The organism is Shinella sp. M31 (assembly GCF_049199205.1).
Classification (GTDB): domain Bacteria; phylum Pseudomonadota; class Alphaproteobacteria; order Rhizobiales; family Rhizobiaceae; genus Shinella.
In genome coordinates this window covers 1-24,070 of record NZ_JBLZPH010000064.1, presented here as the reverse complement: position 1 = coordinate 24,070, position 24,070 = coordinate 1, and the positions used below count along the sequence as shown (strand labels likewise).

Genomic DNA, 24,070 nt, shown 5'->3' with positions numbered 1-24,070 from the left:
CTCCCCTCTGGCGGGCGGTCTCCGCTCTCCTCCTTACGGTGCCGCCCCCGGAACCGAACTATCCCTCGTCAGCGACGATCTTGCGGTAGAGATGCCATGTGGCGTGACCGAGGATCGGCATGATCACGGCAAGCCCGACGAAAAGCGGGATCGTGCCGACAATCAGCAATGCCGCGACGATGAGACCCCAGCAGGCGATCGGCAGCGGATTGACGAGTGTCGCACGCAACGATGTCTCGATGGCGGCGATAGCACCGACATCCCGGTCGAGCATCAGCGGAAAGGCGATGACGGTCGTCGCGAGCACGACCAGCGCGAAGCAGAAGCCGATGGCATTGCCCGCCAGCATCAGGAGCAACCCGTTTTCGGAGCTGAAGATCGAGGCGAGGAAGAGCGCCAGTGAGCGCGGCGGCTCCGGCCCGAACAGGCTGGTATAGAGCATCTGGGCAAAGACCAGCCAGGCCACGAACAGCACCGTCAGCATGGCGCCGACGGCGAGGATGGACGGCAAGGCCGGCGAATGGCGCACCTCCAGCGCGTGACGCCAGGATGTATCCATGCCGCGCTCGCGCCGCCGGCTGATCTCGTAGAGGCCGAGCGCAAGAAACGGACCAAGCAGCGCGAAACCCGCAATCAACGGAAAGATCAGCGGCAACATGTTCGCACCCGAACTCCAGGTGACGAGCACGACGCCCGAGATCGGATAGATAAGGCTCAGGAAAACGTAATGGGACGGTTTGGCGCGAAAGTCGTCGAAGCCACGCGCCAGCGCGTCGCCAATATCGGGCAATCCGATCCGCCGCACGGCGGGACGCGCCACCATGTCACTGGCGCCCGCCATCACATGAAAAGTCGTCATGACCATTCCTCCTGCCGGTTTTCAACCGTCACCGCGTCAGCGCGTGTGGAGGGCAATTGTCCGCCGCCACGGTGAGCCGTGATTGGCATTGAGGGCGCAATCATACACCCGCCGGGCCGATTTGTCCCACCCTCTTGACTTCAGCCTTTCGTGAACGCACATCCGGCGCATGAAAGCCTCAGAAGCAGACATCCTCATCGTTCCCGGCCACACCAATTCCGGCCCCGACCATTGGCAGAGCCGCTGGCAGTCCAAGCTCGGCTCGGCGCGCCGCGTCGAGCAGGCGGAATGGGAAAAGCCGGTGCGCGAAGACTGGGTGCAGCGGATTGTCGATGAAGTCGCGGCGGCCTCCAAGCCTGTCGTGCTGGTTGCTCACTCACTGGGGGTCGCGGCAGCGATCCATGCCGCGCCGCATCTCGGCAACAAGGTGGCCGGCGCGTTCCTTGTCGCGCCGCCGGATCTCACCAAGCCGGATATCGAACCGGCGCATCTGACGTCCTTCGGCCCCTATTCGCGCGAGCCCCTCGTCTTCCCGTCGCTTGTCGTCGCCAGCCGCAACGATCCGTTCGGGGCCTATGAGCATGCGGACGACATCGCCGCCGCCTGGGGGGCGCTGCTGCTCGATGCCGGCGAGGCCGGGCATATCAACACGGCATCCGGCCATGGCCCCTGGCCGGAGGGAACCATGGTGTTCGCGCAGTTCCTGAGCAAGCTCAAGCCCCCGGCTTGACGGCGCCCCGCCTTTCGCCATTAAGAGGAATTTCATAGAAATCCTGCACGCTGCGCCGATTGAGTTCTTTGCAGGCGCCGCGTTTCATGGCCAAACCGCCCGGTTCGACCTCCATCGCCGTGGAAAAAACGGAACGTGAACCGCTGTATCGCCAGCTTTTCGCGCGATCCGGCTTCGGCTTCGCGGCTCTGGATGCGGAAGGCCGTATCGTCGACGCGAATGCCACGCTGCTGCGTTCCTTTGCCGTTTCCGCACTCGAAGACCTGCCTCGTTTCGACGCTTGCGTCTCCGCCAAGGATCGCTCGATCATCGCCTACGCGATGCGCCCCAGATCGGCTGAACAGGCTCCCTGGGAAATCCGCCTTCAAAGGCCTGACAACAGTGAATTCTGGGTTCTGGCGTCCTTCATAGAGCCGCCTGCCCTGCCCGGCGAAGGCATACCGCCCGCGATGATCGTGCAGATCATCGATATCGATGAACGCAAGCGCAATGCGCTGGAACTCGCCGAGCGCGAGGCGCGCTGGAACCATGCGCTGGAATCCGCCGGACAAGGCGTCTGGGACCACGATTTCTCTCGCGGCGATCTCTTTTACTCCCGCCAGTGGCGCGCCATACGCGGCCTTCAGCCGGACGACGCGATCGACAGCTCGCTGGAAAGCTGGATCCACAGCGTGCATCCCGACGACCGGGCGCATGTCATCGCGGAGATCAAAAAGCAGGAAACCGGCCAGACGCCGTTCAGCGTCTTTTCCTATCGCGAACGGCACAAGGAAGGCCACTGGGTCTGGATCGAAAGCCGCGGCGCTGTGGTGGAATATGGCGCGGACGGCAAGCCGAGCCGCATCGCCGGCACCGACACCGACATTACCGAGCGCAAGGAGGCGGAAGAACGCCTCGCCCAGATGTCGCGCCGCCTCGAACTGGCGCTCGATGTCTCGCGCATCGGCGTCTTCGAAGTCAATCTCAAGACCAGCGAAGTCCAGTGGGACGACCGCATGGTCGAGATGTACGGCCTGACGGAGACGCCCAATGCCACGACCTGGGAACGCGCACTGCATCCGCACGACCAGAGCAAGGCCACGGCCAAGGTCCAGGACGGGGTTTTCAACGGCAAGGATTTCGCCAACGAATTCCGTATCATCAGGGGCGACGGCGAGATCCGCCACCTGCGCGGGCGATCTGCCCATTATATCGATACAAGCGGCGTGCCCCGCCTTATCGGCGCCAACTGGGACGTGACCGAAGACGTCGAGCTGCAGGAAGAACTGACGCGCGCCAAGGAGCTGGCCGAGGCCCGCTCCGGCGAACTCGAAAGCGCCAAGGCGCGTATCGAATACACCGCGCTGCACGATCACCTGACCGGCTTGCCCAACCGGCGCTATCTGGACGCGACCATCGAGGAGGCCGCAAGCGAAGCGCAGCGAACCGGCAGCCGCCTCGCCGTGCTGCATATCGATCTCGACCGCTTCAAGGAAATCAACGACACGCTCGGCCATCTCGCCGGCGACCAGATGCTGATCCATGCCGCCGGCGTGCTGCGGGAGCTGAAGGGGGACGGCGATTTTGTCGCCCGCATCGGCGGCGACGAATTCGTGTTCCTCTCCTCCGGGCCGAACGGGCGCAATCTCGCGGTGCTCGCCGAGGCGATCGTCGAGGCGATGCGCAAGCCGGTGACCTTCAACGGCCATATCTGCCGTTTCGGCGCCTCCGTCGGCATTGCCAGCCAGTCTGGCGCGGCGATTGACGCCAAGCAGCTGCTCGTCAATGCCGACCTTGCGCTCTACCGCGCCAAAAACCGCGGCCGCAGCCGGCACGAGTTCTTCACCAGCGACTTCCAGGCGCAGATCATCGTCAACAAGCAGACCGCCGACGAAATCCTGTCCGGCATCGAGCAGAGCCGCTTTCTGCCCTATTACCAGCCGCAATTCTGCGCCCGCACGCTCGATATAACCGGCGTCGAGACCCTGGCGCGCTGGGATCATCCGACACGCGGTATCCTCGCGCCCGATACCTTCCTGAAGATCGCCGAGGATCTCGATTGCGTCGCCACGATCGATCGGATCGTGCTGGAAAAGTCGCTCGCGGATTTCGACGCATGGCAGTCGCTCGGACTGGGCATTGACAAGATCTCGGCGAATGTCTCGTCCAAGCGCCTGCATGATCCCGAGCTCGCCCGCTCGCTACGCACGCTGGATATCAAACCCCGGTCGCTGTCCTTCGAACTCCTGGAGTCGATCTTCCTCGACGATTGCGACCGTACCGTGCTGGAAAACCTCGCGGAGATGCGCAAGCTCGGCATCGATATCGAAATCGACGATTTCGGCACCGGCCACGCCTCCATCGTCAGCCTGATGAAGCTCAGCCCGCGCCGGCTGAAGATCGACCGCCAGCTCGTCAAGCCGGTGAGCCGCTCGCCGGGCCAGCGTAAGCTGGTGGGCACCATCGTCGAGATCGGCCGTTCCCTCAACATCGAGGTCGTCGCCGAAGGTGTCGAGACGCCGGCCCACGTCGCCATCATGCGCGATCTCGGCTGCGACATCCTGCAAGGCTATGCGCTCGCCCGGCCCATGCCGGCACAGGCCATTCCGGATTTCGTGCGGCGCGAAGAATGGCGGCTCGAGGCGGGCAATGTGCGCGACCTCCAGAACGAAGTCCGCCGCGCCGTTAACCGCTAGCTTCAAGCGCAACAAAAAGCCGCCCGGCAGAACCGGACGGCTTTTCAAATCAGTACGATGCGACGCGATTACTTGGCTTCGAGCTGCGAGATCGCAACGGCAAGAAGCTCGATCATCTGAACGCGGATCTCGTCTTCGCTGCGGGCAACGCCGCCGGCGTCGAGATCGGCCTTCACCTTGCGCACGACGTCTTCATGGCCGACTTCCTCGAAGTCTGCGGCAACGACCTCCTTGGCATAGGCGTCCGCCTCTTCAGCGGTCTTGCCGAGCAGGCCGGCAGCCCACAGGCCGACCAGCTTGTTGCGGCGTGCTTCGGCCTTGAAGCGCAGTTCCTCGTCCAGCGCGAACTTGGCCTCGAAGGCCTTTTCCCGATCCTGCATGCTGGTCATCTATGACTCCCGTAGATTCTCTCACCGTTAGGCTTCCACGCCCATAAATCAAAACGACGACAAAAGTGCAATGCGAACTTTCGCCGCCACTGAAACTTGGCGGAAGGCCGGAAAACGGGGGATCGGGCCTCACGGCGATTGTTAAACTGCGGCATTTCGTTTATGGGAGCGCAAAAGAACGATATGTGCGCGGGCCCAAGCGCGCCAACAGCAGAGACAAATCCATGAACCGTCGCCGCCGTATCTACGAGGGCAAGGGCAAGATCCTTTATGAGGGCCCTGAGCCGGGCACGCTGATCCAGTTCTTCAAGGACGATGCGACCGCCTTCAACAAGAAGAAGCACGATGTCATCGACGGCAAGGGTGTGCTCAACAACCGGATCTCCGAATATCTGTTCACCCAGCTGAACAAGATGGGCATTCCGACCCATTTCATCCGCCGCCTGAACATGCGCGAGCAGCTGATCAAGGAAGTCGAGATCATCCCGCTCGAAGTCGTCGTGCGCAACGTCGCCGCCGGCTCGCTCTCCAAGCGCCTCGGTATCGAGGAAGGCACCGTGCTGCCGCGCTCGATCATCGAATTCTATTTCAAGGCCGATGCGCTCGAAGATCCGATGGTCTCCGAAGAGCACATCACGGCCTTCGGCTGGGCAAGCCCGCAGGAGCTCGACGACATCATGGCGCTCGCCATCCGCGTCAACGACTTCCTCTCCGGCCTGTTCCTCGGCGTCGGCATCCAGCTCGTCGATTTCAAGATCGAATGCGGCCGGCTCTTCGAAGGCGACATGATGCGCATCATCATCGCCGACGAGATTTCGCCCGACAGCTGCCGCCTGTGGGACATCGCAACCCAGGAAAAGATGGACAAGGACCGCTTCCGCCGCGATCTCGGCGGGCTTCTCGAAGCCTATCAGGAAGTCGCCCGCCGTCTCGGCATCATCAACGAGAACGAGCCCCCGCGCGGCACCGGCCCCGTCCTGGTGAAGTAATATCGCCGTACGCGGCGTTCAGAGTTTTGGTTTGAAGAGGAAGACATGATCAAGGCACGCGTAACGGTCACGCTCAAGAACGGCGTTCTGGACCCGCAGGGCAAAGCCATCGAAGGCGCGCTCGGCAGCCTCGGCTTCGAAGGCGTCGGCGGCATCCGCCAGGGCAAGGTATTCGACCTCGAACTCGCCACCGCCGACCGCGCCAAGGCCGAAGCCGACCTCAAGGCCATGTGCGAGAAGCTTCTGGCCAACACGGTAATCGAGAACTATACTATCGCCCTCTCTTAATGGTTGAGGAGGCGACAATGGCCGAAGTTGTAATACAGGACTTGCTGCACGAATTGCTTCGCCGAATGCATACGCGCTTCGACAAAATTGATAACGCCATCAATGAGCTGCGAAGCGACAATCTTTTCATCCGGGGCCAGATTCACAATCTACAGGGTGACGTTAACAGCATGCGGGGCTCCATGGCCCAAATGGACCAGCGTCTCGACCATATCGAAAAACGCCTCGAACTGCGTGAACTCGCCGAGGCCCAGGCAAGGTTTGAACCACACCCATGAAGTCCGCCGTCGTCCAGCTCCCCGGCCTCAACCGTGACCGCGACATGATCGCGGCGTTGACCAAGATTTCCGGCACCGCGCCGGTCACCGTCTGGCAGACGGAAACGGACCTGCCGGATGTCGACCTCATCGTCATCCCCGGCGGCTTCTCCTATGGCGATTACCTCCGCTGCGGGGCCATTGCCGCCCGCATGCCCGTTATGCAGGCGATCAAGGCGAAGGCCGAAGCCGGCGTGAAGGTTCTGGGCGTTTGCAACGGCTTCCAGATCCTGCTCGAGGCTGGCCTACTTCCGGGCGCTCTGATGCGCAATGCCTCGCTGAAATTCGTCTGCCGCGAAGTGAAGCTGGAAGTGGCGAACGCCGAGACCGACTTCACCCGCGCTTACGACAAGGGCCAGATCATCCGCTGCCCCGTCGCGCACCATGACGGCAACTTCTTCGCCGATGCCGAGACGCTCGCCGCCATCGAGGGCAACGGCCAGGTCGTGTTCCGCTACGCCGAAGGTACCAACCCGAACGGCTCGATCAACGACATTGCCGGCGTCATGAACGCCCAGGGCAACGTGCTTGGCCTGATGCCGCACCCGGAAAACCTCATCGAGGCCGCCCATGGCGGTTCCGACGGCCGCGGGCTCTTCGCATCGGTACTCGACGTAATCGCTGCTTAACCCGCCGTTGTTATCAAGGGCGCATGTCCATACCCGAAAGGCTTTCCATGCGCCCTCGTCTCTCCGCCAAGCTTCTCCTGCCGCTCGTTGCCGCTGCGGCTCTGGCGGCCTGCCAGACGAAGACGCTGCCGCCGAAGGCCAATGGCGGCGCGCTGCCGACGATGGAACGCGTGGCGCTCGGTGCCAACAGCTGCTGGTTCAAGTCGGGTGACCCGGCCTTCAAGGCCTATCGCCTGGCACCGGAGCTGAACTCCTTCTCCGGCCGGCCGCGCATTCTCGTCGTCCACCGCAACTCGCCGGAATCACGGCCGCTGCTCGTCGTGCAGGCGGAAGGCAGCCCGGCCAAGCTCGATGCCTTCGGCCCGCTGATGGCCGAACCGGTCGGCGCGCGCATTGCGACCGACGTCCAGCGCTGGGCGGCGGGTGGCAAGGGCTGCTAAGCAGCCCTCAATCCCAATAGAACGACTTGCCGATCTCGCGCTGCGCCTCTTTGCGGGTGATGCCGATATCGCGCAACTGATCCTCCGTCATCTCGATCAGGGCTTGGCGCGTGCGGCGCTTCAGCCGCCACATCCGCACAGCAAGCCATGACCTATAGAGCGGTCCATGGGTAGATTTTGGGCGCTTGACGGTGCCCGCTACGAAGATTGTATCAATTGTCATAGAATTTCTCCTACGATCACCACCGGGAGCGTGACAATCGGTGCATTCAGGAGATAATTGACTTCATGAATGGTGCAATATAAGAATTGCCACCATGACAAATTGGCTCCCCAATCTTCAGGCTTCCGACGGCCCCCTCTATGTCCGCATCGCCGACCAGATCGAGCAGGCGATCAACACGGGCGCCCTCGCCTCCGGCAGCAAACTGCCGCCGCAGCGCAACCTCGCTTACGATATCGGGGTGACAATCGGTACGGTCAGCCGCGCCTACAGCATGGTACGCGAACGCGGCCTCGTCAGCGGCGAAGTCGGACGTGGCACCTATGTCCTCGGGTCGCCCGACAATGACGATACGGCCTCGGGCATCGACCCGGTCACCGCCCGCCTCGTCGGCACCCGCGCCACCAACGCACCGCCCGGCAAGCTGCGCTTCGATACGACAGCCGCCACGGATGTGGGACAATCGGCCATTGTCACCGATATCCTCTCGGCCATCTGCCGCGAGCAGCCGAACGAGATTTCGAGCTATACCCGGAATTTTCCGGCGCATTGGCTGGAGGCCGGTTGCCAATGGCTGAAGCGCGGCGACTGGCAGCCTGCGCAGGAAAGCATCGTGCCGACACTCGGGGCGCATGCCGCCGTCATCGCCGCCGTTTCGGTCATCACTGCGCCTGGCGACCGCATCGTTTTCGAACATGTCACCTATTCTCAGGTCAGCCGCGGCACCGCCCTGCTCGGCCGCCAGACCGCGCTGGTCGATTCCGACGCCCACGGTGTTATCCCTGAGGATTTCGAGCGGATCTGCGTGCAGCAGCACCCCAAGCTCGCTTTCCTGATGTCCGGGGCTCAGAACCCCACGCTCGTCACCATGCCGGAGGAGCGCCGCCGGACGATTGCCGCCATTGCCAAGCGGCACAATGTCTTCCTTGTGGAGGACAATCTCTATGGCGCGACGGCCGACAACGGCATTCCGCTGCTGGCCGAAATCGCGCCCGAGCGTACATTCCTCGTGGGGGGCCTGTCGAAGAGTGTGGCGGCCGGGGTGCGCGGCGGCTGGATCGCCTGCCCGCCGCATCTGGCGCAACGCGTGCGCATCGCCCACAAGATGGTGAGTGGCGGGCTGCCCTTCCTGCTCGCCGAGCTCGCCGCCCGCCTCGTCCTATCGGGCATGGCCGATGCCATCCGCACAAAGGTCTCCGAGGAAGTCAGTATCCGCGAGGCGCAGGCGCGAAGAATCTTCGAGGGGCTGGATTTCAACTCGCATCCGCGCGTGCCGTTCCTGTGGCTGAAGCTGCCGGATCCCTGGCTGTCGGGCACCTTCCGGCAGGCGGCCTTCGCCGAGGACATTCTCATCGACGACGAGGACGAATTCAAAGCCGGCCGCTCGGAAAAGACCTTTCACCGCGTGCGCATCGGCCTCTCTTCGCCGGTGGACCGCGGAGAAGTCGCCGCCGGCTTGATGCGGTTGCGTCGGCTGCTCGAAAACGCCCCGACGGGTTATGACAGCCCGGCCTGAAAGCCGCGTTTGCCTGTGTTTGGCGGTCATTTTCCTGTCGCGCTGACAGTCGGCTTGGGTTAAAGAGACGGCAATCCTGCCCTCCACGACAAGACGAGCGACGATGACCATTTCGAACACCCGCCCGATCACCCCGGAGCTGATTGCCGCCCACGGGCTGAAGCCGGATGAATACGACCGCATCCTCTCGCTGATCGGCCGCGAGCCGACCTTCACCGAACTCGGCATCTTCTCGGCCATGTGGAACGAGCACTGCTCGTACAAGTCCTCCAAGCGCTGGCTGCGCACGCTGCCGACCAAGGGGCCGCGCGTCATCCAGGGGCCGGGCGAAAATGCCGGCGTCGTCGATATCAATGACGGCGACTGCGTGGTCTTCAAGATGGAGAGCCACAACCACCCGTCCTATATCGAGCCCTACCAGGGTGCGGCGACCGGGGTCGGCGGCATCCTGCGCGACGTCTTCACCATGGGCGCACGCCCGGTCGCGGCGATGAACGCGCTGCGCTTCGGTGAGCCCGGCCATCCGAAGACCCGCCACCTCGTTTCCGGCGTCGTCGCCGGTGTCGGCGGCTACGGCAATTCCTTTGGCGTCCCGACTGTCGGCGGCGAGGTCGAATTCGATCCGCGCTATAACGGCAACATCCTCGTCAACGCCTTTGCTGCCGGCCTTGCCAAGTCGAACGCCATCTTCCTCTCGGAAGCCAAGGGCGTCGGCCTGCCGGTCGTCTATCTCGGTGCCAAGACCGGCCGTGACGGCGTGGGCGGCGCGACCATGGCATCGGCGGAATTCGATGCATCCATCGAAGAGAAGCGCCCCACCGTGCAGGTCGGCGACCCCTTCACCGAAAAGTGCCTGCTGGAAGCCTGCCTCGAGCTGATGCAGACCGGCGCCGTCATCGCCATCCAGGACATGGGTGCGGCCGGTCTCACCTGCTCGGCCGTCGAGATGGGCGCCAAGGGCGACCTCGGTATCGAGCTGAACCTCGATCTCGTCCCGGTTCGCGAAGAACAGATGACGGCCTATGAGATGATGCTGTCGGAAAGCCAGGAGCGCATGCTCATGGTTCTCGAGCCCGCCAAGGAAGAGGTCGCCAAGGCGATCTTCGTCAAGTGGGGCCTCGCCTTCGCCATCGTCGGCTATACGACGGATGACCTGCGTTTCCGCATCCTGCACCAGGGCGGGGAAGTCGCAAACCTGCCGATCAAGGACCTGGGCGACCAGGCCCCGGAATACGACCGCCCCTGGCGCGAACCGGGCAAGCCCGCGCCGCTGCCGGCCAATCTGGTGGAAGAGCCCGCCAATTACGGCGAGGCCGTGCTGAAGCTGGTCGGTTCGCCGAACCAGTCGAGCCGCCGCTGGGTCTACGAACAGTACGACACGCTGATCCAAGGCAATTCCCTGCAGATCCCCGGCGGCGATGCCGGCGTCGTGCGCGTCGAAGGCCATGCGTCGAAGGCGCTTGCCTTCTCCTCCGACGTCACCCCGCGTTATGTCGAGGCCGACCCGTTCGAAGGCGGCAAGCAGGCCGTGGCCGAATGCTGGCGCAACATCACCGCGACCGGCGCCGAGCCGCTCGCCTCTACCGACAACCTGAACTTCGGCAATCCGGAAAAGCCGGAGATCATGGGCCAGTTCGTCAAGGCCATCCAGGGCATCGGCGAAGCCTGCCGCGCGCTCGATTTCCCGATCGTCTCCGGCAACGTCTCGCTCTACAACGAGACGAACGGCATCGCGATCCTGCCGACCCCGACCATTGCCGGCGTCGGCCTGCTGCCCGACTGGTCCGTCATGGCCAAGATCGGCGGCGCCAGGGACGGCGACCAGCTGATCCTCATCGGCACCGACGGCAGCCATCTCGGCCAGTCCGTCTACTTGCGCGATGTTGTCGGCAAGATCGACGGCCCGGCACCGGAAGTGGACCTGCACGCGGAACGCCGCAACGGCGATTTCGTGCGCTCGGCCATCCGCAACGGCCAGGTCACGGCCTGCCACGACATTTCCTCGGGCGGCCTCGCGGTCGCGCTCGCCGAAATGGCCATGGCCTCCGGCAAGGGCGCCAAGGTCGATCTTTCGCAATCGAACGGCCCTGCCCATGCGCTGCTCTTCGGCGAAGACCAGGCCCGCTACGTGATCGCGGTTCCCGCCGACCTCGCCAACTTCGTTTCGGCCAACGCGGAGGGTGCCGGCGTGCCGTTCCGCCGTCTCGGCACGGTCGGTGGCGATGCGCTTGCCGTGGATGGCCTGTTCTCGCTGCCGATTGAGCAATTGCGCAACACCCATGAATCGTGGTTCCCTGATTTCATGGATGGCAACGGCACCGCCGCTGCCGCCGCAGAATAAATAAGGGAGCAGTTTCATGGCCATGTCACCCGGCGATATCGAAGACCTCATCAAATCCGGCATCCCCGGAGCGAAGGTGGTCATCCGCGATCTTGCCGGCGACGGCGACCATTATGCAGCCGAGGTCGTCGCGGAAGCCTTCCGCGGCAAGACCCGCGTGCAGCAGCACCAGATGGTCTACGACGCGTTGAAGGGCAATATGGGCGGCGTCCTGCACGCCCTTGCCCTGCAGACCTCCATTCCGGACTGATCCGCCATGGCGGGCCTTCTCGATGAACTCGTTTCCGGCGTGATCGATGCAGCCCTGAAAGAGGTGCTGAAGAAGACCGGCGTGCGCAAGACGACGACCACCAAGCGCACGCGCCGCAAGACGACAACGCGCAAGAAGGCCTCCGGCGGCATCCTCGGCGATATCATCGAGGCCGCGCTGAAGCCGGCCCGCAAACAGACGAGCCGCCGGCGCACGGCGGCCAGTCGCTCCCGCCAGCGCAGCCGCTGATCCAGCCCTTAGGTCCCGCCATGAAGCTTGCCATCCTCTCGCTTGGCCTGTGCCTCCTTGCTTTGCCCGCGGCAGCGCAGGAGGTCGAGTGCCATTCCAGCGACAGCTATCGCGTCGCCGTGAAAGCCTATGGCGAAGAACCCGGCGCGCAGATCGCGGTGAAGGCCATCGAGCCGAGCGCGTCGTCAGCTTGCCGGTTCGACCCGGATGAAGCGGACGACGTCATCGGCAAACCCGGCGATCCCCTCTGGTTCTATGCGCTGGATGGCAATATCCTCGTGCTGAGCCGCTCGACCGGCCCGCAGGGCGATGTCGTCGTGCACGATCTGGACAGAGGCACGGTGCTGCTCGATGTGCCCTCCGATGCCTTCGAGGTTCGCAACGGCAAGCTCGTCTTCTGGGAGCGCACGGTCGAGGGTACGCCCGACACCTGCCCTGGCTTCGCGGAGTTTCAGGCAAACGGTTTCGGCACGGTCATCACGGTTGAAAAGACCCTGGATTTCGCCGATGGCGGCATCACGGCCACCGGCGCAAGCCGCTGCGACGGCACGCAATAGGCGCGGCAACGGCGCAACACCCAAGGTTTGCTAAGGTAACCCCTCGTACTTTTTCCTGACGGCCTTCTGGCATTTGTCACCCGAGGTTGTTATTTAGGGCGCATGGTTCATCGCATCGGCCCTTGAAGCCGATTTGCTAGGGAATACGACTATGAGCGGCATCCACGATTTCATCGCCAACGAAGTGAAGACCAACGACGTCGTCCTGTTCCTCAAGGGCACGCCGGAATTTCCGCAGTGCGGGTTCTCCGGCCAGGTCGTGCAGATCCTCGATTACGTGGGTGTGGATTATAAGGGCATAAACGTGCTCGCCGATGCCGATATCCGCCAGGGCATCAAGGATTATTCCAACTGGCCGACCATCCCGCAGCTTTATGTGAAGGGTGAATTCATCGGCGGTTGCGACATCGTGCGTGAAATGTTCCAGTCCGGCGAGCTGCAGTCTCACCTTCAGGAACAGGGTATTTCGATCAAGGGCGCTGCCTGACGCTTCACGGTCTTCCGACCGCCAAGCTTTTCAAAGGCGCCGCATCCCAGCGGCGCCTTATCTCTTTTATGGAATGAATTGATATGTCTGGACTTTCACCCGAATCGGCCCAGCGCCTCAAAGGCATGGGCAAGATAGAATTCATTGCGCTCATGGCCTTCCTGATGGCGCTCAATGCGCTCGCCATCGACATCATGCTACCCGGCCTCCAGCAGATCGGCGCCAGCCTGGGCGTCGAAAACGAGAACCACCGCCAATATGTCATCTCGGCCTATCTGATCGGCTTCGCGTTCGCGCAGCTGCTCTACGGCCCGATCTCCGACCGCTTCGGCCGGCGCGTGCCGATGTTCGTCGGTCTCGGCATCTATGTCGTCTCATCGATCGCGGCGATCTTCGTGCCGAGCTTTGCCGCCCTGCTTGCCGTCCGCTTCATTCAGGGCATAGGCTCGGCGGCCATGCGCGTCATCACCGTCTCGATCGTCCGGGACATTTTTGGCGGACGCGCGATGGCGGAGGTCATGTCGCTGATCATGATGGTTTTCATGGTCATCCCCGTCATGGCGCCGGGTATCGGTCAGGTCGTCATGCTGTTCGGCAACTGGCACCTGATCTTCGCCTTCATGGCGGTCGTTGCGCTGATGGTGTGGGCCTGGATGTACTTCCGACTGCCCGAAACGCTGCATGAAGACGACGTGCGCCCCTTCACGGTGCGTTCGGTCCTCGGCGGCTTCCGCATCGTTCTGACGGACCGCGTAGCGCTCTGTTATACGCTGGCCAGCACCTTCATTTTCGGCGCACTCTTCGGCTTCATCAACTCCGCGCAGCAGATCTATGTCGGCATCTACGGCCTTGGCGTCTGGTTCCCGGTCGCCTTCGCCGCCGTCGCCGCCTTCATGGCGCTGTCGTCCTTCGTCAACGCCAAGCTGGTCGGCCGGTTCGGCATGCGCAAGCTGTCGCACGGCGCTCTTATGGGCTTCCTGACGATCAACACGCTCTGGCTCGTCCTGACATTGGTCTGGCCGGGACACATCCCGTTCCCGATCTTCATCGTGCTGTTTGCGCTGTCGATGTTCCAGTTCGGCTGGATCGGCTCCAACTTCAACTCGCTCGCCATGGAGCCGCTCGGCCACGTCGCCGGCACGGCCTCCTCGGTGCTCGGCTTCATGGGCACGGCGGGCGGGACGATCATCGGCGCGATCATCGGCCAGTCGTTCAACGGCACGGCGCTGCCGCTGGTGACCGGCTTCTTCTCGCTTTCGATCATCGGCCTGATCTTCGTGCTGATCGCCGAGCGCGGAAAGCTGTTTCAGGCGCATAACAAGCCGGTCTGAGACAGGCGGTAGATAAAGAAAAGGCCCGGTCGCCATTGGCAACCGGGCCTTTTCATTTGGTGCCTGCCGTCTCAGTCGACAAAGACTTCGCGGCGCAGCAGTTCCCAGGTGTCCTTGTCCGGTGCCACCAGCAGGCCGCCTTCCGTGTGGTGCGGCTGGTAGGCCGAGCCATCGAAGCGGGCGGCGTAGGCGCCGGCTTCCTGGGCGATCAGCGTGCCGGCCAGGTGATCCCAGGGCATCAGCTTGTTGTACATGAGGTAATGCAGGTGGCCGCCGGCGAAAGTGCGGTATTCATGCGCGGCACAGCGATAATTCGAGACGAAAGCCACCTTGGCGAGGTTCGACAGGATGCGCGCACGACGGTCGCGATCGAGGAAGGTGGTTGAGGCCATACCGGTCAGGTCTTCAAGCGCTGCACCGCCGCGCGCCTTCAGCCTGACGGCCGGGCGGTGATCGCCGGTCTGCCAGGCGCCGGACCCCTTTTCGGCCATGACGAAATCATCGCCCATCGGATCGTAGATGATGCCGCCGACGGTTTCGCCACCGGAGACGATCGCCGCCATCACGCCGAAGAGCGGCACGCCGGCGGCGAAATTGAAGGTGCCGTCGATCGGGTCGACCACGATGGCGGTGTCGGCATCGCCGAGCTTCGACAGAAGCGCCGGGTCGGCCGCGACCGATTCCTCGCCGACGAACAGCACGCCCGGAAACTGCGCGGCCACCTCCCGCTTGATGAAGCGCTCCGCCGCTTCATCAGCGACCGTCACGAGATCGTTCGCGTCGGCCTTGGTGTGGACGTCGCCTTTCGCGAGCGCACGGAAGCGCGGGCGGATTTCGGCTTCGGCCGCCTGTGCAAGCACGAGCGCCAGGGCATTGATGTCAATCGTCATTGCTTTTTACCGTTTCGAGGGAGGAGAAATCGAAAAGCTTGGGGTCGAGAAGATGCGAGGGATTGGTGTGGCCGAGTGCACGCAGCATGGCATCCTTGCGGCCGGGCATGCGCGTTTCGATATCCGCCAGCATCGCCTTCATCGCATTGCGCTGGAGGCCGTCCTGCGAGCCGCAGAGGTCGCAGGGGATGATCGGGAACTGCATGGCAGCGGCGAATTTCGCCAGATCGTCCTCCGCCGCATAGGCGAGCGGGCGCAGCACCATGAGATCGCCTTCGTCATTCAAGAGTTTTGGCGGCATGGCGGCAAGCCGCCCGCCGTGGAAGAAATTCATGAAGAAAGTTTCGAGAATATCCTCGCGATGGTGCCCGAGCACCAGCGCATCGCAGCCCTCCTCCCGGGCGATGCGATAGAGGTTGCCGCGCCTGAGCCGCGAGCACAGCGAACAATAGGTCGCCCCCGACGGTACCTTCTCCTTCACGATGGAATAGGTGTCGCGGTATTCGATACGGTGCCTGATGCCGATGGCTTCGAGGTAGTCCGGTAAGACATGCTTCGGAAAATTCGGCTGGCCCTGATCGAGATTGCAGGCGATCAACTCCACCGGCAAAAGGCCGCGCCATTGCAAGTCCATCAAGAGCGCGAGCAGCCCATAACTGTCCTTGCCGCCCGAAAGGCCGACGAGCCAGCGCTTCTGGCCCTTCAGCATGGCAAAGTCATCCATCGCCTGGCGGACCTGCCGCAGCAGGCGCTTGCGCAGCTTGTTGAAGGAGACGCTGGACGGCGCATCCGCGAAAAGCGGATGGCGGCCTTCGTCCGGGGTTTCGTCGTCAGGTTCAGCGAATGCCAAGGTCATGAGCCTGCAATGCCCCGAACCGGCGGCACAATCAAGCCCCGAAGACCGACCAGCCGGTACGCGCCGCCAGCATTTCCAGCGCCAGCGAGCCGATGAGCGAGTTGCCGTTGTCGTTGAGGCCGGGCGACCACACCGCGACCGAGGCTTTTCCCGGCGCCACGGCAAGGATCCCACCGCCGACACCGCTCTTGCCCGGCAGGCCCACGCGATAGGCGAAATCGCCCGAGCCGTCATAATGGCCGCAGGTCAGCATCAAGGCGTTGATGCGCCGCGCCCGAAGATGCGAGACGACGCGGTGGCCGGTCAGCGGGTTGGTGCCGCTGTTGGCGAGAAACAGCCCGGCCTTGGCAAGCTGCCGGCAGCTCATCGCCAGCGCGCATTGATGGAAATAGACGCCGAGCACCAGCTCCGCCGCATGATCGAGCTTGCCGAAGGAGCGCATGAAATTGGCGAGCGCATAGTTGCGGAAGCCCGTCGCCTGCTCCGAGCGCGCCACGGACTGGTCGATGATGATGTCCTCTTCATCCGCCAGGTAGCGCAGGAAGCGCACGATCTCGCCGATCGCTTCCTTCGGCGTATGGCCGGCGAGGACAAGATCGGTGATGGCGATGGCGCCGGCATTGATGAAGGGATTGCGCGGTATGCCGCCTTCCTGCTCCAGCTGGACGATGGAATTGAAGGCGGAGCCGGACGGCTCGCGACCGACGCGCTTCCAGATCGATTCGCCGTGTTTGCCGAGCGCCAGCGTCAGCGTGAAGACCTTGGAAATGCTCTGGATGGAAAACGGTTCTTCCGCATCGCCGACGAGATGCACGTCGCCGTCGACCGTCACCACGGCCATGCCGAATTTCTGCGGATCCACATGGGCAAGCTGCGGAATATAGTTCGCCACCTTGCCCTCGCCGCGCCGAGGCGACAGCGTGGCGTGGATGTCTTCGATGATGCCCTGCAGATCCATCCGTCATTTTCCCCAAAGAAAAAGCCGCCAATTTCTTGGCGGCTTTTCCAGATTGCGCAAGGTGTCGACCGCGAATTAACGCGAGTAGAATTCGACGACCAGGTGCGGTTCCATGACGACGGCATACGGCACGTCGGAGAGAACCGGGATGCGAACGAAGGTCGCAACCATCTTGTTGTGATCGACTTCGATGTAATCCGGAACGTCGCGTTCAGCGAGGCCAACGGATTCAAGAACCGTGACGAGCTGCTTGGACTTTTCCTTGACTTCGATGACGTCGCCCGGCTTGCAACGGTAGGAACCGATGTTGACGCGCACACCATTGACCTTGACGTGGCCGTGGTTGACGAACTGACGGGCAGCGAAGACCGTCGGAACGAACTTGGCGCGGTAGACGATCGCGTCCAGACGCGACTCGAGCAGGCCGATCAGGTTTTCCGGGGTGTCGCCCTTGCGGCGTTCGGCTTCAGCGAAGATCGCGCGGAACTGCTTCTCGCGGATATCGCCATAGTAGCCCTTCAGCTTCTGCTTGGCGCGGAGCTGAACACCGAAGTCCGAAAGCTTGGACTTGCGGCGCTGGCCGTGCTGGCCCGGGCCGTATTCGCGGCGGTTGACCGGGGACTTCGGACGGCCCCAGATGTTTTCGCCCATACGGCGGTCGATTTTGTACTTGGATGCAGCGCGCTTGCTCATCGCATTTCCTCTAAGTCTTGTTATGGCCTGCCCGTTGCCGGACCGGCTCAAGGAAACACGCCCTCCTCTGAACCTTTTCGAGGCTCCGACAGGCTTCTCACGATCGCGACCGGAGAATCCACGGGACATGTCAAATGAAACACCGGACATTTCTGCCCGGCGTTGGCGGGGTCATTAGGCGAGTTTTACAAAACTGTCAACGAAGAAAGCCCGGGAAATCGGCCTATTCCGCCGCGTCGCGGTGGGAATCGACAAGATCTGGACCATTGGCGTCGCCCGGCAGCGTCTCGCAGCCGAGATCCGGGAAGGCGACGATGCGGTGGCCGGCGAGATCGCTGTGCACGACGACGAGCCCCTGCTCCTCGAAATAGCCGAGCAGGCGGCGCGCGCGGCGCGCGGAGTGCGTGCCGTAGGCCCTGGCAATGCGCGCATCCGACGGGCAGGCAAGGCCGCGCACGGCCGCTTGCGCCACCAGCAGAAACACGCCCTGCAAATCCTCGGTGACACTGCGCGATAGGTCGAGCGCCCTGCCCCAAATCTCCGTTCCCGCCGTATCGGCATCGACGCCGGAACGCGCAACCGCCATCTTGCGACGGAAGGCCGGCAGCGACAGCGGCGCGCCGGGCACGCGGCGGATGCGGCAGCGGACGAGGAAGTCCTGAAACAACTCGGCATCGGCGCGGAAAGCGGCTTCCGGATTACCGAGGATTTCGGCGAGCGCCTGATCGAGCAGGCCTTCGCGTTCCTCGGCGGAAATTTCCGGCGCGGGCGCCTTGGTTTCCGTCTGGACCGGCTCGGGGCGTGCGCGCGACAGTTCGGCAAGAATATCCGTCGTCGGGCGCGGTGCGGGCGGCGCGCGGCGCACCAGCGGGCGGGAAAACTCTTCCGGGTCGGGCGTGAAGATCAGGTCTTCGACATCCTGCGGCGCATCCGGCAGCGGCATCAGCTTGGGGCTGGTCGAGCGGGCGGAGGTCTCCACCGCGCCGATCGTTACCGGCAACGGGCGGCGCGACAGCGCGGGCCCCAGCGCCACGAAGGAACCGCGCGGCAGGTCGCGGAACATTTCCGCCTGCCGACGGTCGAGGCCGAGCAGATCGGCGGCGCGCGCCATGTCGATGTCGAGGAAGGTGCGGCCCATCAGGAAGTTGGAAGCCTCGGCCGCGACGTTCTTGGCGAGCTTGGCAAGGCGCTGCGTGGCGATGACGCCGGCAAGGCCGCGTTTACGGCCACGGCACATCAGGTTGGTCATCGCGCCGAGCGAAAGTTTTCGAGCCTCTTCCGAAACCTCACCGCTGACGGCGGGCGCAAAAAGCTGCGCCTCATCGACCACGACGAGCACCGGATACCAGTAGTCCCGGTCCGCATCGAACATTGCGTTGAGAAAAATGCCGGCCGCACGCATCTGTTCGTCGGCTTCGAGGCCTTCGAGCGAGAGCACGCAGGAAACGCGGTGCTGGCGGATACGGGTGGCGATGCCGACCAGTTCGGCTTCCGTGCGCTGGCCATCGACCACGACATGGCCGAAACGATCGGACAACGTGACGAAGTCGCCCTCGGGATCGATGATGACCTGCTGCACCCAGGGTGCGGACTGTTCGAGCAGGCGACGCAGAAGGTGCGACTTGCCCGAGCCCGAATTGCCCTGCACCAGCAGGCGCGTTGCCAAGAGTTCCTCGATATCGAGCTTGGCCGGTGCGCCGCCTTGCACCGTTCCCATGTCGATGCCGACCTTCATCCCGTTCCTCGTTCCTGCAATCTATGATTCGCCCGGCCGCCACCGGGCAACCGGAGAGCCCTAACACGAAATCCGTGCCCGTCACGACCCGCTTTGGAAAAACCCACAGGGAAAGCCGTCTCACACGACGCGCAGACCAAAACCCTGCATCAGGCGCCGCGTCGAAAAGTCCGGGTTGCCCGAGGTGAAGACAGCGATGTCTTCGCCCGGCGCCAGCATTTCCAGCGGCGGCACGAGGCGGCGGGCCTGGCGGGCGATGGCTTCGGCCGGATCGAGCCAGTCAACCGGCCAGGGCGCGAGCTTGCGGAAGAGGTTCGCCATGAAGGGGTAGTGCGTGCAGGCGAGCACGACGATGTCGGTCTTGCGGCCAATCTCGTCGACGAAGCATGGGATGATTTCCGCGCGCACCGCCTCGTCAGGCAATGCCTCGCCACGGATATAGGCTTCGGCCATGCGGGCAAGATTTTCCGAGCCGACGAGGCGCACATCGCATTGTGTGGCGAAGGACTGGATGAGATCGCGCGTATAGGCGCGTTTGACCGTACCGGGCGTGGCGAGCACCGAGACGAGGCCGGAGCGGGTGCGCTCGGCGGCGGGCTTGATGGCCGGCACGGTGCCGACGAATTGCATATGCGGGAACGCGGCGCGCAGATCGCTGCCGACGAGCGTGAAAGCTGTGTTGCAGGCGATCACGCAGATTTCCGGGTCGTGCTCGTTCAGGAGTTTTCCGAAGAGGTCGATGACATGCGTCTTCAGTGCCGGCTCTTCCCAGCCGCCATAGGGAAAGCCCGCATCATCGGCGACGTAGATGAAATGCCGTTCGGGCATCAGAACGCGCGCCTCTCGCAGCACGGTGAGACCACCGATGCCGCTATCGAACATCAATATGGGCTTTGGGTTAGTCGAGGTCACGGGGCTCTTTCGGCCGGCGGTTGCGGGTGCGGTTGGGATTGGTCACGCCGCGCGGCGATTCCCGCGTGAAACGATCGAGGCAGGAAATGATGCCGCGCAAGACCTGGATCTCCGTGCCGGTGAAGGAGGGACGCGTCAGAATGGCGCGCAGGTTCTCCACCAGTTTTGGCTTTTTTTCGGCAGGCCGGAAATAACCGCGCGCATCGAGCGTCTCTTCCACGTGGTCGAAGAGACCCTGCAGCTCCTCCTTCTTGGCCGGGCGCTGCGGCAGCGCGTCGAAGGGCGTGTCCTCGACGGAGGCGAGACCGCTCTTCATCCACTCGTAGCTCATCAGCAAAACGGCCTGGGCGAGGTTGAGCGAGGCGAAGGCGGGGTTGACCGGGAAGGTCACCAATTCGTCGGCCAGCGCGATCTCCTCGTTGGTGAGGCCCGTGCGTTCGCGGCCGAACAGGATACCGGTCTTCTCGCCGGCGCGGAAGCGAACACGCAGATCGTCTGCCGCCACGACCGGCGAGCGGACCTCCTTGTAGCCGTAGCGATCACGCGCCGTCGTCGCATAGACGAATTCGAGATCGGCGACAGCCTCCTCCAGCGATGCATAGACCTTCGCCGCCTCGATGACATGATCGGCCTTGCTGGCGGCGGAAATTGCCTTCTCGCTCGGCCAGCCGTCGCGCGGGTTGACGAGGCGCAGTTCGGCCAGGCCGAAATTCGCCATGGCGCGCGCCACCATGCCGATATTTTCACCGAGTTGCGGATGAACGAGGATGATCGCCGGTCCTTCGGCGATCATCGTGCGTTCGCTGTTCGTGCCTGCCATGCCAAAAATCCCTAGAAAGTTGGCGCCTCACTGGCACAAACGGCCGGAAATGAAAAGCATCAGCCGCTATTCGGCACTCTCGGGCTTTTCCGCATTGCCGCCATTGGCGCCGGCTTCGGCGATCTCGACCATTTCCTTCTTGAGCGACGCGCCCTCCTCGAAGCTCGGGCGCTCGATATCGTCGATGACGGCGTGGCCGTCCTCTTCGATCACCTTGAAGACCAGCGTCTCGGGCTTCCAATCGGCCGCGCGCTCGCCGAAACAATGGCTGTTGTCGAAGCTCACGGTCACGTCTTCCGCGCCGTTGGCGGGCTGGCCCTCGGTGGTCTTCACATCCTTCAACGCGCAGCCATCCTGGCCGCCGATGATCGGGTCGTAGTCGAAGGGCGAGCCGCCATCGTCGTAGGCCGGGAATTTCGCCGCCGCGCGGTATTTCGTGACGAAATCCTTGCTGTAGAGGCGCTTCAAAAAATCTTCGCTGAAGTAATCGACGTAGTCGGGCGGTGTATCGCTGTCGGTGCCCATGTCCTGCCAGTTGTTGGTGGCTGCTGACATGATCTCCGTCACGGGCGCCTTGAAATCGGCGGCGTGCGCGGCAATGGGAAAGAGGACGGCGAGCGCCACGAGACCGAAACGCGACATGATATTCTCCATTGGATGGCGGCTGCCCGGACGGGTACCGCTAGCGAACCTTCCTGAAACGGAATTCTGGCAAAAGTTATTCCGCGCGACGCGGAAAATAAACCGCCTCATTCCTTCGTTGGCTTTGCCTTCCGGGTCTCGGATGCTATAGGGCCAATCGGTTCTTTTGAAGTCCACGATCCGGGCGTTCCGCCCCTACAAGCACGAGGCTCCCCATGGCAAAGATCAAGGTCGCCAACCCCGTCGTCGAGCTCGACGGCGACGAGATGACGCGCATCATCTGGCAGTTCATCAAGGACAAGCTGATCCACCCCTACCTGGACGTGGACCTTGAATATTACGACCTCGGCATGGAGAACCGCGACGCCACCGACGACCAGGTGACGATCGATGCGGCCAACGCCATCAAGAAGCACGGCGTCGGCGTCAAGTGCGCCACGATCACGCCGGACGAAGCCCGCGTCGAGGAATTCAAGCTGAAGAAGATGTGGAAGTCGCCGAACGGCACGATCCGCAACATCCTCGGCGGCGTCATCTTCCGCGAGCCGATCATCTGCAAGAACGTGCCGCGCCTCGTGCCCGGCTGGACCAAGCCGATCATCGTCGGCCGCCATGCCTTCGGCGACCAGTACCGCGCCACCGACTTCAAGTTCCCCGGCAAGGGCAAGCTGACGATGAAGTTCGTCGGCGAAGACGGCAAGGAAATCGAATACGACGTGTTCGACGCCCCGTCCGCCGGTGTCGCCATGGGCATGTACAACCTCGACGATTCGATCACCGAATTCGCCCGCGCCTCGTTCAACTACGGCCTGCAGCGCAAGGTGCCGGTCTATCTCTCGACCAAGAACACCATCCTCAAGGTCTATGACGGCCGCTTCAAGGACATCTTCCAGCAGGTCTTCGACGCCGAATTCGCCGACAAGTTCAAGGAAGCGAAGATCTGGTACGAACACCGCCTCATCGACGACATGGTCGCCTCGGCGCTCAAGTGGTCCGGCGGTTACGTCTGGGCCTGCAAGAACTATGACGGTGACGTGCAGTCCGACATCGTCGCCCAGGGTTTCGGCTCGCTCGGCCTGATGACCTCCGTTCTGATGACCCCGGATGGCAAGACGGTGGAAGCCGAAGCCGCGCACGGCACGGTGACGCGTCACTACCGCCAGCACCAGAAGGGCGAGGAAACCTCGACCAACTCCATCGCCTCGATCTTCGCCTGGACCCGTGGCCTTGCCCACCGCGCCAAGCTCGACGGCAATGCGGAACTGGCAAAATTCTCCGAAACGCTCGAGCGCGTTTGCGTCGACACCGTCGAATCGGGCTTCATGACCAAGGACCTCGCACTCCTCATCGGTCCCGACCAACCGTGGCTCTCCACGACAGGCTTCCTCGACAAGATCGACGAGAACCTGCGCAAGGCCATGGCCGCCTGAGCCTAGGAAATACCGAGAAAGCCCGGCCACCACGCCGGGCTTTTTCTTTTGCACAGGCTTGCGGCCGCTCCGCCGCGCTCTATGCTTCCCCCTCGCCATTCGAGGAGGACACCATGGCCGACGAGCTCGTTTTCTACAGCAACCCGATGTCGCGCGGCCGCATCGCCCGCTGGATGCTGGAAGAGGTCGGCGCGCCCTACCGCACGGAATGGCTGACCTATGAAGGCTCCATGAAGGCGCCGGACTATCTTGCGGTCAACCCGATGGGCAAGGTGCCGGCCATCCGCCACGGCAAGGTCGTGGTGACGGAGGCCGCCGCCATCTGCGCCTACATGGCCGACGCCTTCCCCGAAGCCGCCCTTGCTCCGCCGACAAGCCAGCGTGCCGATTATTATCGCTGGATGTTCTTCGCCGCCGGCCCGGTGGAAATGGCGGTCTCGCTCAAGGCCTTCGGGTTCAGCGTACCGAAGGAGCGTCAGCGCAGCATCGGCTGCGGCAGTTACGAATCGGTGCTGGACGCGCTGTCCTACGCCGTCAGCCGCACGCCCTACATCACCGGTGATACCTTCACCGCCGCCGATGTGTATGTCGGCTCGCATGTCAGCTGGGGCCTGCAATTCGGCTCGCTGGAGGCTCGGCCGGAATACCAGGCCTATTGGGACCGCCTGAAGGATCGCCCCGCCTATCTCAAGGCCAAGGCGATCGATGACGAAGAGATGCATCGCCAGCTTGCAGCCGCGAAAACCAGCTAAGAAGGCGCAACGGCCCCTCCACCCTCTCTTTCGTCATCCTCGGGCTGGACCCGAGGATCCATGCGGCGAGCACAACGCTTGCGGGGTGGATCCTCGGGTCAGGCCCGAGGAT

General features: G+C 63.2%; 27 protein-coding genes. 16 read left to right on the top strand and 11 right to left on the bottom strand.

The window, feature by feature from the left end; translation table 11 throughout:
* Positions 1-58: 58 nt before the first annotated feature.
* Positions 59-859, bottom strand: a complete 801-nt coding sequence (locus tag ACOZKU_RS09550) for a DUF2189 domain-containing protein (protein ID WP_421578666.1) — start codon at positions 857-859, stop codon at positions 59-61.
* A gap of 169 nt (positions 860-1,028) precedes the next feature.
* On the opposite strand from ACOZKU_RS09550, the gene ACOZKU_RS09545 reads away from it, so the two are divergent.
* Both ACOZKU_RS09545 and ACOZKU_RS09540 read left to right on the top strand, forming a co-directional pair.
* Positions 1,029-1,589: an alpha/beta hydrolase gene (locus tag ACOZKU_RS09545; RefSeq protein ID WP_314093952.1), complete on the top strand. Its 561-nt coding sequence runs from the start codon at positions 1,029-1,031 to the stop codon at positions 1,587-1,589.
* A gap of 86 nt (positions 1,590-1,675) precedes the next feature.
* On the top strand, positions 1,676-4,264 hold the full coding sequence (locus ACOZKU_RS09540; protein ID WP_421578665.1) for a sensor domain-containing protein: 2,589 nt from the start codon (positions 1,676-1,678) through the stop codon (positions 4,262-4,264).
* A 68-nt stretch (positions 4,265-4,332) separates the two neighbouring features.
* Here the strand turns inward: ACOZKU_RS09540 and ACOZKU_RS09535 are convergent, their stop codons facing one another.
* Complete coding sequence (locus ACOZKU_RS09535) at positions 4,333-4,653, bottom strand: DUF1476 domain-containing protein (protein ID WP_314093958.1); 321 nt, start codon at positions 4,651-4,653, stop codon at positions 4,333-4,335.
* 224 nt (positions 4,654-4,877) lie between these two features.
* Here ACOZKU_RS09535 and purC point away from each other — a divergent pair, with 224 nt between their 5' ends.
* Genes purC through ACOZKU_RS09510 form a run of 5 tightly spaced genes read left to right on the top strand, consistent with a single transcriptional unit; the run spans position 4,878 to position 7,316 of the window.
* Positions 4,878-5,642, top strand: coding sequence for a phosphoribosylaminoimidazolesuccinocarboxamide synthase (purC, locus tag ACOZKU_RS09530; protein ID WP_313528771.1), 765 nt, complete (start codon positions 4,878-4,880; stop codon positions 5,640-5,642).
* Between the two features lie 45 nt (positions 5,643-5,687).
* The gene (gene purS, locus ACOZKU_RS09525) at positions 5,688-5,930 is read left to right on the top strand and encodes a phosphoribosylformylglycinamidine synthase subunit PurS (RefSeq protein ID WP_160784376.1); all 243 of its coding nucleotides are present in this window, start codon (positions 5,688-5,690) and stop codon (positions 5,928-5,930) included.
* Positions 5,931-5,947: 17 nt separating this feature from the next.
* Positions 5,948-6,208: a hypothetical protein gene (locus ACOZKU_RS09520; RefSeq protein WP_314093969.1), complete on the top strand. Its 261-nt coding sequence runs from the start codon at positions 5,948-5,950 to the stop codon at positions 6,206-6,208.
* Positions 6,205-6,876, top strand: coding sequence for a phosphoribosylformylglycinamidine synthase subunit PurQ (gene purQ, locus ACOZKU_RS09515; RefSeq protein ID WP_421578664.1), 672 nt, complete (start codon positions 6,205-6,207; stop codon positions 6,874-6,876). Before ACOZKU_RS09520 ends, purQ begins: the two co-directional genes overlap by 4 nt.
* A 47-nt stretch (positions 6,877-6,923) precedes the next feature.
* A complete protein-coding gene (locus tag ACOZKU_RS09510; protein ID WP_421578681.1) occupies positions 6,924-7,316 on the top strand; it encodes a hypothetical protein in 393 nt (130 codons plus the stop codon).
* A gap of 7 nt (positions 7,317-7,323) precedes the next feature.
* Here the strand turns inward: ACOZKU_RS09510 and ACOZKU_RS09505 are convergent, their stop codons facing one another.
* A complete protein-coding gene (locus tag ACOZKU_RS09505) occupies positions 7,324-7,539 on the bottom strand; it encodes a DUF1127 domain-containing protein (RefSeq protein ID WP_421578663.1) in 216 nt (71 codons plus the stop codon).
* A gap of 94 nt (positions 7,540-7,633) precedes the next feature.
* Between ACOZKU_RS09505 and ACOZKU_RS09500 the strand changes: the two genes are divergently transcribed.
* The 7 genes from ACOZKU_RS09500 to ACOZKU_RS09470 all read left to right on the top strand — a co-directional run bounded on the left by ACOZKU_RS09500 (position 7,634) and on the right by ACOZKU_RS09470 (position 14,270).
* Positions 7,634-9,055, top strand: coding sequence for a PLP-dependent aminotransferase family protein (locus ACOZKU_RS09500; RefSeq protein ID WP_421578662.1), 1,422 nt, complete (start codon positions 7,634-7,636; stop codon positions 9,053-9,055).
* Positions 9,056-9,158: 103 nt separating this feature from the next.
* Positions 9,159-11,396 carry a phosphoribosylformylglycinamidine synthase subunit PurL gene (gene purL / locus ACOZKU_RS09495; RefSeq protein ID WP_421578661.1) on the top strand — a complete coding sequence of 746 codons (2,238 nt, stop codon included), beginning with the start codon at positions 9,159-9,161 and terminating at the stop codon, positions 11,394-11,396.
* 16 nt (positions 11,397-11,412) lie between these two features.
* Entirely contained in the window at positions 11,413-11,646 is a 234-nt protein-coding gene (locus tag ACOZKU_RS09490; RefSeq protein WP_117366205.1) for a BolA/IbaG family iron-sulfur metabolism protein, read from the top strand.
* A gap of 6 nt (positions 11,647-11,652) precedes the next feature.
* Positions 11,653-11,895, top strand: a complete 243-nt coding sequence (locus ACOZKU_RS09485) for a hypothetical protein (RefSeq protein WP_314093984.1) — start codon at positions 11,653-11,655, stop codon at positions 11,893-11,895.
* A gap of 20 nt (positions 11,896-11,915) precedes the next feature.
* On the top strand, positions 11,916-12,452 hold the full coding sequence (locus ACOZKU_RS09480; RefSeq protein ID WP_421578660.1) for a hypothetical protein: 537 nt from the start codon (positions 11,916-11,918) through the stop codon (positions 12,450-12,452).
* Positions 12,453-12,603: 151 nt separating this feature from the next.
* A complete protein-coding gene (grxD, locus tag ACOZKU_RS09475) occupies positions 12,604-12,939 on the top strand; it encodes a Grx4 family monothiol glutaredoxin (protein ID WP_257948371.1) in 336 nt (111 codons plus the stop codon).
* Between the two features lie 125 nt (positions 12,940-13,064).
* Positions 13,065-14,270, top strand: coding sequence for a multidrug effflux MFS transporter (locus ACOZKU_RS09470; RefSeq protein ID WP_421578680.1), 1,206 nt, complete (start codon positions 13,065-13,067; stop codon positions 14,268-14,270).
* Between the two features lie 71 nt (positions 14,271-14,341).
* Here ACOZKU_RS09470 and ACOZKU_RS09465 read toward each other — a convergent pair whose 3' ends face one another.
* The 8 genes from ACOZKU_RS09465 to ACOZKU_RS09430 all read right to left on the bottom strand — a co-directional run bounded on the left by ACOZKU_RS09465 (position 14,342) and on the right by ACOZKU_RS09430 (position 21,776).
* Positions 14,342-15,160, bottom strand: a complete 819-nt coding sequence (locus tag ACOZKU_RS09465; protein ID WP_421578659.1) for an inositol monophosphatase family protein — start codon at positions 15,158-15,160, stop codon at positions 14,342-14,344.
* Positions 15,150-16,010, bottom strand: a complete 861-nt coding sequence (ttcA, locus tag ACOZKU_RS09460) for a tRNA 2-thiocytidine(32) synthetase TtcA (RefSeq protein WP_421578658.1) — start codon at positions 16,008-16,010, stop codon at positions 15,150-15,152. Before ttcA ends, ACOZKU_RS09465 begins: the two co-directional genes overlap by 11 nt.
* 37 nt (positions 16,011-16,047) lie before the next feature.
* Positions 16,048-16,974, bottom strand: coding sequence for a glutaminase (locus ACOZKU_RS09455; RefSeq protein WP_421578657.1), 927 nt, complete (start codon positions 16,972-16,974; stop codon positions 16,048-16,050).
* A gap of 75 nt (positions 16,975-17,049) precedes the next feature.
* Positions 17,050-17,667, bottom strand: coding sequence for a 30S ribosomal protein S4 (gene rpsD / locus ACOZKU_RS09450; RefSeq protein ID WP_069058975.1), 618 nt, complete (start codon positions 17,665-17,667; stop codon positions 17,050-17,052).
* A 223-nt stretch (positions 17,668-17,890) separates the two neighbouring features.
* Positions 17,891-19,402 carry a helicase HerA domain-containing protein gene (locus ACOZKU_RS09445; RefSeq protein WP_421578656.1) on the bottom strand — a complete coding sequence of 504 codons (1,512 nt, stop codon included), beginning with the start codon at positions 19,400-19,402 and terminating at the stop codon, positions 17,891-17,893.
* 120 nt (positions 19,403-19,522) lie between these two features.
* On the bottom strand, positions 19,523-20,314 hold the full coding sequence (murI, locus tag ACOZKU_RS09440) for a glutamate racemase (protein ID WP_421578655.1): 792 nt from the start codon (positions 20,312-20,314) through the stop codon (positions 19,523-19,525).
* On the bottom strand, positions 20,301-21,134 hold the full coding sequence (locus ACOZKU_RS09435) for an RNA methyltransferase (protein ID WP_117366216.1): 834 nt from the start codon (positions 21,132-21,134) through the stop codon (positions 20,301-20,303). Before ACOZKU_RS09435 ends, murI begins: the two co-directional genes overlap by 14 nt.
* Before the next feature lie 66 nt (positions 21,135-21,200).
* A complete protein-coding gene (locus tag ACOZKU_RS09430; protein WP_314094009.1) occupies positions 21,201-21,776 on the bottom strand; it encodes a hypothetical protein in 576 nt (191 codons plus the stop codon).
* 215 nt (positions 21,777-21,991) lie between these two features.
* Here ACOZKU_RS09430 and ACOZKU_RS09425 point away from each other — a divergent pair, with 215 nt between their 5' ends.
* Together ACOZKU_RS09425 and ACOZKU_RS09420 are read left to right on the top strand one after the other, a co-directional pair.
* Positions 21,992-23,206, top strand: a complete 1,215-nt coding sequence (locus ACOZKU_RS09425) for an NADP-dependent isocitrate dehydrogenase (RefSeq protein ID WP_244759091.1) — start codon at positions 21,992-21,994, stop codon at positions 23,204-23,206.
* A 113-nt stretch (positions 23,207-23,319) separates the two neighbouring features.
* Entirely contained in the window at positions 23,320-23,958 is a 639-nt protein-coding gene (locus ACOZKU_RS09420) for a glutathione S-transferase family protein (RefSeq protein ID WP_421578654.1), read from the top strand.
* The last annotated feature ends 112 nt before the right edge of the window (positions 23,959-24,070 follow it).